Consider the following 12995-nt stretch of genomic DNA (forward strand, 5'->3'; position numbering starts at 1 on the left):
TGCTTGTCTATACCTACTTAAGCATAGCACTTGTTTCTTCCATTCGGCAATGGATGGGGCCAATTTCAATCAGGAGATGAAAACGTTCCGACCGCAGTGTTGTTGCTGAATGAAAATACGTAGTTGGCGGCTCCATGTGACAGTCTTTTTTGGATCGAATGATGACAGGTGAAAAAGATAAACTGATTTCCCTGTTGCGCCAACCTGTTCATCAACTCGATAGCCAGGTCTGACCTTTTTCGATCGAAATTGACAAAGCTATCATCCATCATAAATGGGAGTCTCTGTTCTTCACTCCACACCTGTGCTACCGCAAAGCGGATGGCTATATATAATTGTTCTATCGTTGCCTGGCTTAACTCTTTCGGCTCAAAAATTGTACCGTCCTGGTGTTCCACTATGATTTTTCTCTCAAGCTTGTTGTCATGGACTCTGACATAATTTTCATCGGTTAGGAAACGAAAGTGTTCTGAAGCGTGCTCGAGAACTTTGGGCAGCTTAACTGTCCGATAAAAGTCCATGGTTTTTGTAAGAAGGTGCTGAGCTGTAGCATACACCGCCCATTTGCGCGCATGACGCTGTAACGTACTTTTGGACAATTCAAGTCGTTGAACGGCGTCTGAATAGGTTCCGCCCTCCTCCAGATGCCGGATGGTTTCATAAGTAGCAGTTCTTTTTTCAAGCAGATGTTGCTGGTTTTCGTTTAGCACTCCCAGCTTCCGCTCCAACTCCTCCTTATCCTTTTTCCAGCTATCCAAGGGTCTACTTGCTTCCAGTGTGACATGATAGGCATTTTGAAGTTGTTTTAATTGACTCGATACCAACGCAAGGTCCCTTTCAAGCTCCATCTGTTCTGTGCGTTGGTGACTTTTCAAACGGAAGGAATTTTCATCCTTTACACAAGCCTGCTCATATAACAAATGAATCTTTTTACGTGCATCCTCAAGATGAACGGCTAATGTAGTAGACTCCTCACGCATTTCCGAGACAATTTCCTCGATTCTATCAGCCCTTTGCCGTCTGTTTATATGTTCTTCCATAATATTATCAATTTGACTGAGAACATCTTCAGGAGAAGCATACTCGTCCTCCCAGTTGATGTCTTTCACCATTTGAGTAACACGGACTGTAAAATCTTCTACTAAAAGTTCATAATGCTTCTTTTTTTCGATTAATGCCTTTCTGTCAACAATAGTGGATTTCAAAAGGACCACCTTATCGAACGCTTCCTCCATAAAGGTGCATGAGATGTGGGCAAGGCGTGTTGATTTGGCCCAATTTCTCCAATTATCCTCAAATAGGAAATTCTCCTTTTCCCATTCTTCAAACTGATGAATAATTTTATTGTATGCCCGTTCACTTTGAGAAAGAAGTAGCCTTTCCTTTTGCAAAAGATGATTTACTTGTTCTTCTTTCGCAAGGGCCTGCTGGTATTCATCCAATTTTTCATAGGTTCCGCTTGAAAAGAATTCGGCCCTCAACTTCTCCAGCTTGCTCTGCAATTCTTCTTTCTCCTTTTTAAAATCTGCCCAAAGGCCATCTGGTTCATACTTTCTGGTAATCATAAACGAAATAACGCCAAAGATCAGGAAAAACAACAGTGCAAGGAAAAATTGGTTCTGCAAGAACAAAGCTATAGAGCCGGCTAAACCGATTAAGAAAGTTACTGTGCCTGTAATTATCTTGTTCTTCTTTTTCGAGCGTTTGGCAAATTCCTGACCCTCGAGCTGCCTTTCTAATTGGGATAGCAGCTGCTCGGTAACATGGATCTCTTTCTCAAGGCTGTCCTTCCCCAGATCTCCGACGACTTTTTTCATCCGCATCACTTCATCCACCGGGAGCAACTCTTTTTCCAGACTTTGCACCCTTTCCTCTTGCATTTCCAGTTCATCCCTTGTTGCCTGGAACAGTTCATCCAGTCGCTGTTTCTGAATAGAAAGCTCATGATTTTGCTTTAACAGTTCCTTTAAATCGGCTTTGGAAGCCAAGCTTGTATTGACCTCATCAATCGTTTCGTCATGTAATCCCTTCCAATCCAACTCCGTCTTCAAAATCACAATCTGATTATCCAGTTTTTCAAGTTCTGAGGAAAGCAGGACCAATTGATTCTTTGCCTGCTCATATGTTGGGCGTTGGGATAACAATTGCTTCAGCATTTCTTTCTTATCCAAAAGGTGTTGATTCACTTGAAGTTCTAGCAGTTCCTTCTCTCTGTCCCTGATATCTTGGAACACTTTTTCTAATTTAGTCTGATAGAACCCCTCTTCGGTTTGCCATTTTTCCATCCTGGAAAGGCCGTCCACCGGTATCGATTCGACATCCCCCAAACTTTTCATCTGATATTGAATAAGTTCGATTTTATCCACAAGGGGCTGAATGGCAAGCATGGCTTCGATATATTTTAATTCCGTTGTACCATCTTCTTTTTTCTGCTGGATAGCTTTAAGTTGTTCATCCAAATCTGTTATAGCAGATTGAAGCCTTTCATATTCTTCTATTTTTCCCTTCCAAAGCTGTACCGTTTTCGCCTCATCTTTCAAACTAATCAATAACCTATTGATTTCAGGCTTTCTTCCGTTTGGTTTGAAGCGATCCTCCTGCTCTTTATTTAGCTGATTGGAAAGCTTGTGGAGTTGGTCACTTCCGATAAGTCCTGATGAAAACAGATAACCGCCAAGCTGTTCCGCATCAATCAGCTTGAGATTCTGCAGATCCATGATGTTAAAGGAGAAGATCCCCTTATACATCGATCTGTCCAATCCGCCTAGAATATCATCCAATTCACACTGATTTCCTTGTTCGTCCAATACAGAGACGTCACCTGAAGACCTTCCTGCAATTCGCTCGATGGTAATGGAGCGCTGATCATTTGTTTCGATAATTAACTTTCCACCATATTTGTATCCTTTTTTGGGAAGGTAACGTAAGTCCTGTTGATTTTTAGCAGGAAATCCGAAAAGGACTGCATGAATGAACGCCATGATGGTGGACTTTCCCGCCTCATTTTCTCCATAGAAAACCTGAATAGCTGGAGAAAAGTTTTCCACCATGACATTCTCCAATTTTCCGAAGCCATAAATATGTAATGCCTTTATTTTCAACGCGTTCACCTCTTCTCGCTTTCCAGAAACCTAGTCACCAACCATTGCTCTGCTTCTCCCAGGATCTCTCTCTTATCTTCATCATCCAATGGCTCCAGATAGTGCCTTGCTTCTGAGTGCCGGTATAGGGCGGATAGAACCTCTTCCATATCTTCCATCTGCTCCAACATGGAATAAAAATCACGGTAAAAGCTCTTTTCCTGCAAGCTTTCTCTATTGAAAGCACCTGTTGTCCGAACATGCAAGGAGTATATGTATATAAACGGATTTCTATTGTCCTCTCCCTCATTCAAAAGGACTTGCAAGTCTTCCTGTTTACTCTCATCTTGAAGGGATTGGTGCAGTGCCCCACTCCCTTTATAAATAAGCCTTACCAATTTACTTTTGTCTTCAGCCTTTTGGGCAATTAATGCTTTTCTTGTTACCTCCATCAACTGATCCAACGACTCCAGTCCTTTGATGGAAATCTCCACTTCCTCCCAGTCGATGGGGGATGTTTCAACATATTCTAGTTCTGCCCTTCCTCCTTCTGTCAGTTCCACAATATAGCAACCCTTGCCTCCTGTTTCCTTTTTGTGCCTTCCCTGAATATTGCCGGGATATACAATCGGAGGATTTTTATGCAAGATTTCCCGTTTATGTATGTGCCCAAGTGCCCAGTAATCAAATTCCTTTTCCAAAAGCTCACGAATACTGAAAGGAGCGTAAGGGTCATGTTCTTCCCTGCCGGATAGGTTTCCATGGAGCATACCGATATGAAAAGGGACGCTCGTGTTAGACTTCCGATAATGCTTGGTCATATTTTCTGTCGTATGCCTTCTGCTGTAGCTGAAACCATAGATGTTGGCCAGATGCGTCCCATTTTTGATGAAAGGCTCGCATTCAACCGTTTCTTTAAAAACATGGACATTTTCAGGATATCGAAAGAGTCGATGGTTTTCTGTGACATAATCGTGGTTTCCATGGATAATGTAAACCTGAATTCCCGCTTGCCACAGCCTTACAAATTCTTTTCTGAGTGTGGCTTGTGCATACAGGCTTCTTTGCTCCAGGTCAAATAAATCCCCTGACAAAAGAAGCAGATTCACTTCTTTTTTGATTGCCATGTCTATGAGGTTAGCCAATGCCCGGAATGTGCTGTTTTTTATTTGATTGAAAATTTCAGGTGGAAGATGGGTCAACCCTTTGAAGGGACTGTCCAAATGCAGGTCTGCTGCATGAAGAAAACGAATTTTTTTCATCATTTTTTAGTACCTCTTATTATTTGTCTTACCTTTATTTTACCACGGACGAAATACGAATGCACGTTCGGTATGAAGATTTCTCAGTTATCTAGCTGTTGATTGTAGCAAATTGCGAAGACTCTTCTTATGGATATAGAAAAAAGCACATGGGCTCCAACATCCTGATCCCACATGCCTTCAATAAAACTATTTATTTTTCGTTAGCTGCAATGCCTTTTTGATATCTTTCAACGACGAGGACTTTCCATACATCAGGACGCCACCACGATACACCTTTGCACCGAAGATGGCCAACAGTACAATTGTTGCCATCAAAAGGCCAATGGAAAGACTGATCTCCCAAAGAGGAACATTTAACATCCCTACTCGAAGGAACATGATCATTGGCGCAAAAAACGGAATGAATGAAGTTACCTGGATAAAGGAATTGTCAGGATTACCGAGACCGAACATGGATATCATGAATCCAGCCACTATCAATAACGTCATCGGCATGATCATCTGTTGGATTTCTTCAATTCTGCTTACAAGCGAGCCAAGGAAAGCAGCAAATGTTGCATAAAGGAAATATCCCAACAGGAAGAATACAACCGCATAGACAAAGGTTGCTATTGGCAGATCACCGACTCCAAAAAATTCAAACACACCACCAGCTTCGGTCATGCCATCCAGATTACGGCTCAGTGAAGAATATCCGATGATAATCCAGAACGCAAGCTGCGTTAAACTCAGCAAGGCGATTCCCAAGATCTTTCCGAACATATGCATGATCGGGGATGCCGAGGAAATAAGTATTTCCATGACACGGGAGGATTTCTCCACGGCTACTTCTGTTGCAATCATGCTTGCGTAAAGAATGACGGAAAAGTAGATGACAAAGAGCAAGACATAAACCAATCCACGGGCCTGGTTAAGCTCTTCAGCTGACTTTGCTGACTCCTCCAATGCCACTACATCAAAAGTGATTGGTGTATATAACTGCGCAATCTCCTCCTGTGATAACCCAAGCTGGCTTGTTGCCAGTTCATTTTTCACCTGTTGAAGCATAGCCTCCACTTGCATCATCGTCTCAGAATCTGTAATGGAAGCGGCTTTATACACTCCTGATGGCAAGCCGGCCTGGTCGGTGGAAAGTACGAGAAGCCCATCATACTCTCCTTTCGTCACTTTATTCTCAGCATCTGTTTCGTTGCTTACCATTTCTAGATTCAGATTACTGTTTGGATTCATCGCAAGTTGCTGTTCCAATAATGGTGCGATTGCGTTCTCCTCATCCAAAACCGCTACCACTTTGTCTTCCTGTTTATCAAAGATATCAATGATGGATTGAATGTTTGTAACACCGATAATAAGCACTGTTGTAATCAATGTGGAAATAATGAACGATTTGGACTTCAACTTGCTCATGTATGTGTGCATTAAGATAATCAAGAATTTATTCATGATAAGAAGCACCCACCTTTTCTATGAAAATATCATTCAAGGATGGCTCTTCCAAGATGAATTTCCGGATATAGCCTTTACCTGTTATCTGTTGCAGCAGGGTCTGTGAAACATCTTCATCATCAACCTGTAGAATCATTCCTTCTGCAGTCTTTTTCGTTTTCGTTACACCTGCTATATTTGATAAATATCCTAAGTCAAAATCTGCATGAATGATGACATTCTTCTTCCCGAATGAGCGTTTGATATCCCTAAGGGACCCATGGACGACAGGCTGACCATGATGCATGATACATAAATGTTCACAAAGCTCTTCCACATGCTCCATTCGGTGACTTGAAAAGACGATAGATGTTCCTTGGTTTTTAAGGTCCACTACCGCTTCTTTTAGCAACTCCACATTCAACGGATCAAGACCACTGAAAGGTTCATCCAAAATAAGCAGTTTCGGATTATGGATGGTCGACGCGATAAACTGTATTTTTTGCTGATTCCCTTTTGAGAGTTCTTCCACTTTTTTATTCAGATATTCCGGTACCTTGAACCGTTCCAACCAGTAATCGAGCTGTTTCAGGATCTCCGCCTTCTCCATCCCGCGCAGCCTGCCCAAATAGATCATTTGGTCCTTTACTGTCAGCTTGGGATAAAGCCCTCTTTCTTCTGGTAAATATCCGACCAGGTGGCTCTCTCTATATGTTATCGGCTTCCCTGCCCAGGAAATCTTCCCTTGCGTTGGCTCCAACAATCCAAGTACCATACGGAATGTGGTAGTCTTACCGGCACCGTTCGCACCTAGAAAACCAAACATTTCACTTTCAGGTATCTCCAAGGTCAAGTTATTAACGGCTACATGCTTCCCAAATTTCTTGGTCACACCTTCTATCTTTAATGCCATATAGTAATCCCTCCTATGCTATCTGTTACCTATACGATTATAAGTGTAAAATAGTTTCATAATGTAGTAAAATAGATTTAATGAATTGCGATTCAGTTACTAGACACGGAGGGGAAACAAATGGGAAAATATATGTTAACGGCCTTTAGTAAAAACGGGGAAACACTTCTTGATGAGAGCTTTGAGGCTGCAACAGAAGAAGCGGCAAAGGAAATAGGCGAAAAAAAACTAGAAGAGCTTAAACTTCTGGACACAACTCACCGCTGTACAAACGCAAGTGGAAAGCTGGTTCTTTTTCATCGGTAGACAGGTGCAACAAAAGTGCTAAACATTCCAATAAAGTAAAAAACGCTTGGAGACCTTTGCATTATGTCTCCAAGCGTTTTTGTTAATTGTTTCTGTTTTTTCCAGTAAATTGAGGCTTTCTCTTTTCAACAAAAGCCCTAATACCTTCTTTATGGTCTTGGGATTGTCTCATTCTACGCTGAGCATTTTTTTCAAGCTCAAGAATCTGCTGTAGCTTTGGCAGGGATTGCTTTTTGTAAATCGCCTTCGTTTCTAGCATCGCCTGCAGGGGAGCATGGAGAAGTAGAGCAACTCTTTGCGAGATTTCCTCTTCGACTTGATCTCCTGCCAGGCTATCCACCAAACCTAAACGGAGAGCGTCTTCAGCAGAGATCGTTCTACCTTCCCAGATCATCTGTTTGGCCTTTGCTTCACCAAGACGCTTTTCCATGAAAAAGTGACCGCCGCCATCCGGGATCAACCCGATTTTGATGAAATTCATGGCAAGCTTCGTGGAGGTATGTGCTACTACAAAGTCGCTGGCAAGAGCAAAGCTCAAACCCAGTCCTGCCGCGGCACCATGAAGGGCACTAATCGTAATTTTCGGCATCGTGTAAAGCTTGGTGATAATGGAACCGATTGTATCCATTACTTGGTCAAAGTCCCCACCTACATTTTCCTGAAGCATCATTTTGATATCCCCACCGGCACTGAACACATTTCCGCTTCCCTTTAACACCAGCACCTTCGCATCATTCATTGAAATCTCATCCAGGACACGTTCCAGTTCCACAAGCATCTCCACATTCATCGCATTCAACGACTCCGGCCGATTCAACTCCAACACCACAACCGAACCTTGATTCAACACATTAACCGTACTCATACAAACACACCCTTTCTAGGAATCCATTGAATTATTTTTAAATATTCAGAAATATTAAAGTTCTGTGCGGGGGTCAGACCCCCGCAGGAGTTTCTCTCTCAATCTCGAATAATACCTTTACTGTTGCCTAGGAGGACTTGTTTGCCTTTTTGGTTGGTGTAGATGGATGTTACGTTGACTTGTTTGTAGCCTTCTTGTTGTTGGACATTGGTGAGGGTGGCTTCACAGGTGATGGTGTCTCCTGTAAAAACGGGGCGTAGAAATTCCATGTTCATTTCTCTTGCAATGTAGTTCAGGTCTCCCCCTATTTTGGTACCGAGACTTGCAGTTAACAATCCATGAACCATTAAACGGCCAAGTTCATCCTGTTCTACATGGTGCCTGCCTTTATCACTGAAACTTCTCCAAATTGCAAGATCTCCTCCACTGTAAATGTTCTCGAATAAGTCAGTACCTCTCCTATTTGGACTGTCATCCCTTTCCCTCCTCCAAGTTATATATATCTAGTATAATATGAAAACGTTTAAAAATGAATGATTATTCACTCATTAACACAAAAAATCTAAGGGATGAGGAACCCTATCCTCACCCCTTAGTTAATTAATCAAATGAAACTAGAGCCCTATCCAAAGAAAACTTCTTCCAAAATCCCGATTTTTTCATCCGTATAATGTTCAAAGCCATCGTTATAGGATTTGGGATCTTTCGGATTGGCAAACCGAGTTATCTTGCCTGTTTCAGGATGGACAAATTTACTTGATGCCCCACACCCGAGTCCAATGATTGTTTGTTTCTCTTCCATAATCATGATGTTATAGATGCTATCCTGGCCAGGCAATGCATAACCTACATTCTCGAGGTTGCCCAAAATATTTTTCTGGCGATACAGGTAGTACGGGACATAGTTATGAGCTGTCGTCCACTCGGTTGCCATATCCATCATTTTCCCGATTTCATAGCGGTCTGCAACCTTGTATCGATTTTTATTCTGTGTCATTTCAGATGCCCGTTTGAATGATAAGGTATGAACGGTCAATGATTCCGGCATCAGCTTTTCCGTCTCTTCCAATGTATGGGCGAACTCTTCCACCCCTTCGCCTGGCAAGCCAATAATCAGATCCATATTGATATTGTTCATGCCCATTTCCCGTGCGAGGTGGAACTTATCAATTGTTTCTTCTACGGTATGATGGCGCCCGATCGCTTTTAAGGTTTCCTGTGTATAGGACTGCGGGTTGATGCTGATCCGGTCAATATTCCACTTTTTCAGCACTTCAAGTTTCTCTGGCGTAATCGTATCCGGCCGTCCAGCTTCCACTGTCACTTCACGTACTTTTTCCATATCAGGGAATGAAGCATACATCTGCTCATAAAGCATATCCATTTCTTCCGCTGTGATACTTGTAGGAGTACCTCCACCGTAATAAACAGTGGTGATCTTGATGCCTTTTTCCTTTAACCAAGCACCAATAGCATCAATCTCATGATGCAATCCTCCAAGAAACGAATCCACTTTTCCCTGTTTTCCATTAATGGCATAGGCCGGGAATGTACAATATGCACACTTTGTCGGGCAGAATGGGATTCCAATATAGATGCTTACTTCCTCACCTAATTTATGCAAGTCCGGTACCACATCAAGCTGGCGATCCACAATTTGCTGCATCAACTCGATTTTTTCATCTGTAATCAGATAATCCTCCCGTAGCTGTTGATGCACCTTTTCTTGTGGCACCCCTTTCTGAAGCTTGGAGTGGAGAAGTTTCGTCGGACGGATTCCCGTCAGTATCCCCCACTTCTGGATAATGCCTGTTTGCTCCTGAAGGAGAGTTAAATAAACATAGGAAACTGCTTGCTTTTTACGGCGAAAGCTCTCTTTTTCATCAGAATCGCCAAGGTCTTTCTCATGCGAACAGGAAAGCTCCCCTAATTCACCAAATACAGTAAAAGTGGAGTTGTTTTTCTCTGCCAGTGTAAATGTAATTTCCATCTCGGAGGAATCATGCTCCCCTAGCACTACTTCTGTTTCCTCAAAAAATAAATCCGCAATCAATGATAACGGACGCAGGTATCTATCATCATGTAATCCTTTTACAGCAATCTTCAAGCTAATCACCTTTCACACTTGCTTTCTTTTCCGCAAGATTTTTCACTCCCACTAGTGTAACGGATGTCAGGCGCGCTTATCAAGATATTACCGCTAGAAAAGAAAGTTTATAAACAAACTAAAAGACAAACCCCATTTTCAGAGTCTGTCCCCTTCACCTTCTAAATCTTCATTTTATTTAAAAACGCAATACGTTGCTGTTTGCGGAAATGTTCTTTGATCATATAGGCTACACCGTTTTCATCATTTGTCCTAGTAATCCAATCAGCAGCGAGTTTCACTTCTTTTGGTGCGTTGCCCATTGCAACACCTAGTCCTGCCACTTCGATGATCGGCAGGTCCTCCATCGTATCACCGATGACAACCATTTCCTGCGGTGGAATCTTCAGCACTTCACCAAGAATCAATAAACCGTCCATCTTAGTTCCACCATCTGGCAGGATATCCACCTTTCCGTCGGGATGAACAAGAATTTCTATCCCCTCAAACGCGGATTTTAAGGTGGTTAATACTCTCTCCCTTTCTTCCGGTTCTGTAAAATAGACCTCCATTTTCGGTGGAGCAATCGGATTATCGATCAACGTATCCCCTAAGGACTCGACAAATTGCATAGGATAGATCAATGGATCGCTTGAACCAAGTACCGCTCTTGCCATTAAGTTGTTGGCACCGCGCAGCCGGTTTCCAATTGAGTAGCGTTCGTGCAGGATACGTACAGTGCAGTCATAGTTCTCAAGCACCTGGACAAGATTGAATGTTTTATCCTCCGACAGTCGCTTAACATGCAGAGGCTGCTCCAGTTTGGAAGCAATAAAAGATCCCCCGTGTGTGACCAAAAACGTATCAAGTTTTAAAGATTTGGCCACTTTTTTCGCAAAAGCAAAGTTTCTGCCGGTAACAAGTGTAACGTAGACTCCCTTGTTTTTCACATACTCTATCGCTTCTTTCGTTTCCTTTGCCAATCTTCCATTCGATTTCAGTAGCGTTCCATCAATATTGATGGCGAGCAGGCGGTATATCATGGAGAGACCTCCTTATCTAAGATGTTTGTACTTATTGATATGAGTATGAGGGAAATGGGGGAAATAGAACATTTGGAGTTTACGTCAAGTAAAAAATGAGGAGAGAGTCGGTTAGAAATTTGACCGTTCCCTTCCGCTACAATCCACTCCTACATATAACTTTATAGGCAAAAGAAAAAACGCACCACTAAAGGTGCGTTTTATCCTAACTATTCAACGTGTCAATTAGTTAGCAGAATCTACATCGCTATACAATTCTTCAAGAGGCTTCATGATGATCTTGTTAAGTTCGCTTACCATCATGCTCATTTGTTGCTCAGCTTCCATAAGCTTTGCAATTGATTCGTTCTGTTGAACAACTGCTACAGTCTTTTGAGCCTGTTCCACTTCTTCTTGTGTGATTTCCTGGCCGCTCATTTGCTTTTGTTGAAGCTCTAATTGAATGTTGCGGAAGTTTTCGAACATTCTTTTTGTCGTTTCGTCAGCGAAAACCTCTTTATATAAAGATTGTAGATTTTTGAATTCATCACTCTCTTTTACTGCTGTTTCCAGGTTGTACGCTACATCATAAACATTGTTTGCCATTTGTATGTCATTCCTTCCTTTTTTGCCCATCTTTCAGGCATGCTAGTGACCAGTATAACAAACCTGCCAGAGTCATACAAATCAAAAGGGTTTAGCCATGCATCTCCTGTAGATTTACGTTCCAGGGGTTCGCTTTCCGCGGGGCGGTGCTTGAGCCTCCTCGGCTTCGCCTGTGGGGTCTCAAGACTACCGCTACCTCCCGCAGGAGTCGAACCCCTTGCACTCCAATCTACAGGGGTAATCGCAAATCATTCTGGCTCTTTAGCAATACTTAGCACTAAAGGAAAAGTACCAGCATTCCTTGTAGGAACCCTATCAGCCCACCTAGTAGAGCTCCTAGATATGTGATTAATTTCAATTCTCGACGGGATACGGATAGGACCATTTCCTCGACTTCCTGGAGGGAAAAGGATTCCACCTGGTCCCGCACCACTTCCTCAAGCTTCAACCTTACAAGCAGCTCTTCCAATTTATCTAACAGAAGCTCGCTTCCTGCTGAAAAGGCAGCGGGTACCAATTTCTCCATCATCCACGGATAGATTGGTTCAATCGCTTCTGTAACGGTTTTATTCATCCATTTTGGTACATCGACCGTACGCCTTACTACTGTATGGAGAGAGGAAAGAATTGCTTCTCTAGAGATTTTATTTTCCAGATTCTGAATCTCCATTTCCTTCAGTTTGTTCCATTCCCGGTACAGGACATTCATGAGTACATCCTTAGTCCCATCATGCTTTAGGAACTTTATGATCTCGGGTTGAACCTTGTCAACTAGAGGGTAGTTGCCCATGAACATTTGCACAACACTCCCCAACTTTCCACGGGTTGCGATAAAGTCGTTGATCATCTTGGTCAGCTGCCGCTTCCCTTCCACACTCTCAAAGTGATGGATAGCTTTAGTCAGGATAAATTCAGAAACTGTCGGGATATTACTTTCCACGGAATGTAGCAGGTGCGCTGGCAATACCTGCTGTATGGGTTTTGAACGTAACCCTTTCATGACTTCTTCGTATTTACTCTCCACGATTTGGTGTAAATTCTCTTGAAAAAGTGTTTCGGCGTCTTCTATGCCGAATTTCACCAAGATTTCCTGCACGCTTATCCCTTTTTGCAGATAGCGATCCATTTCCTCTTTTATCCATTCTTCCGATTTTTCCTGGAAGGAACTGTTCAACAATCTTCTTTTCATGCTTTCTGCTGTCAGGAGGTGCTCCATGACCAGCTTTCCAAGTTGATCGGCAAGCTCTGATCTTCTTTTTGGTATTAATCCAGGAGTGAACGGCACCCTTTTGCCAAAAAGAAAAATTGGACTATACGGGCGAAACAGCATCCGAATCGCAAGAGAATTGGTAACGCCACCTATCAAGGCGCCTATACCCATCATCAACACAATAACTAGCAATATATCCATCTATGTAACCTCTTTC

General features: G+C 42.5%; 10 protein-coding genes and 1 pseudogene. 1 reads left to right on the top strand and 10 read right to left on the bottom strand.

What is annotated here, in order from left to right; genetic code table 11:
- Nucleotides 1–65: 65 nt before the first annotated feature.
- The 4 genes from AB685_RS13925 to AB685_RS13940 all read right to left on the bottom strand — a co-directional run bounded on the left by AB685_RS13925 (nt 66) and on the right by AB685_RS13940 (nt 6683).
- Nucleotides 66–3101 (bottom strand): AAA family ATPase, encoded by a 3036-nt coding sequence (locus AB685_RS13925; RefSeq protein ID WP_047971200.1) that lies wholly within the window; start codon nt 3099–3101, stop codon nt 66–68.
- Between the two features lie 5 nt (nt 3102–3106).
- The gene (locus AB685_RS13930; RefSeq protein ID WP_082153637.1) at nt 3107–4345 is read right to left on the bottom strand and encodes a DNA repair exonuclease; all 1239 of its coding nucleotides are present in this window, start codon (nt 4343–4345) and stop codon (nt 3107–3109) included.
- Nucleotides 4346–4531: 186 nt separating this feature from the next.
- Nucleotides 4532–5788 (bottom strand): ABC transporter permease, encoded by a 1257-nt coding sequence (locus AB685_RS13935; protein WP_047971201.1) that lies wholly within the window; start codon nt 5786–5788, stop codon nt 4532–4534.
- On the bottom strand, nt 5781–6683 hold the full coding sequence (locus AB685_RS13940; protein ID WP_047971202.1) for an ABC transporter ATP-binding protein: 903 nt from the start codon (nt 6681–6683) through the stop codon (nt 5781–5783). The genes AB685_RS13935 and AB685_RS13940 overlap by 8 nt, the downstream gene beginning before the upstream one ends.
- A gap of 120 nt (nt 6684–6803) precedes the next feature.
- On the opposite strand from AB685_RS13940, the gene AB685_RS13945 reads away from it, so the two are divergent.
- The gene (locus AB685_RS13945) at nt 6804–6989 is read left to right on the top strand and encodes a YhzD family protein (protein ID WP_047971203.1); all 186 of its coding nucleotides are present in this window, start codon (nt 6804–6806) and stop codon (nt 6987–6989) included.
- Nucleotides 6990–7071: 82 nt separating this feature from the next.
- Here the strand turns inward: AB685_RS13945 and AB685_RS13950 are convergent, their stop codons facing one another.
- The 6 genes and pseudogenes from AB685_RS13950 to AB685_RS13975 all read right to left on the bottom strand — a co-directional run bounded on the left by AB685_RS13950 (nt 7072) and on the right by AB685_RS13975 (nt 12979).
- Nucleotides 7072–7854 (bottom strand): enoyl-CoA hydratase, encoded by a 783-nt coding sequence (locus AB685_RS13950; protein WP_047971204.1) that lies wholly within the window; start codon nt 7852–7854, stop codon nt 7072–7074.
- Nucleotides 7855–7952: 98 nt separating this feature from the next.
- Nucleotides 7953–8329, bottom strand: a pseudogene (locus tag AB685_RS13955) (MaoC family dehydratase N-terminal domain-containing protein).
- Nucleotides 8330–8476: 147 nt separating this feature from the next.
- The gene (locus tag AB685_RS13960) at nt 8477–9961 is read right to left on the bottom strand and encodes a coproporphyrinogen III oxidase (RefSeq protein ID WP_047971205.1); all 1485 of its coding nucleotides are present in this window, start codon (nt 9959–9961) and stop codon (nt 8477–8479) included.
- Nucleotides 9962–10122: 161 nt separating this feature from the next.
- Complete coding sequence (locus tag AB685_RS13965; protein ID WP_047971206.1) at nt 10123–10983, bottom strand: Cof-type HAD-IIB family hydrolase; 861 nt, start codon at nt 10981–10983, stop codon at nt 10123–10125.
- A gap of 225 nt (nt 10984–11208) precedes the next feature.
- The gene (locus tag AB685_RS13970; RefSeq protein ID WP_047971207.1) at nt 11209–11568 is read right to left on the bottom strand and encodes a YlbF family regulator; all 360 of its coding nucleotides are present in this window, start codon (nt 11566–11568) and stop codon (nt 11209–11211) included.
- Between the two features lie 277 nt (nt 11569–11845).
- Entirely contained in the window at nt 11846–12979 is a 1134-nt protein-coding gene (locus AB685_RS13975; protein ID WP_047971208.1) for a DUF445 family protein, read from the bottom strand.
- Nucleotides 12980–12995: the final 16 nt, after the last annotated feature.

The sequence above is a fragment of the Bacillus sp. LL01 genome (genome assembly GCF_001037965.1).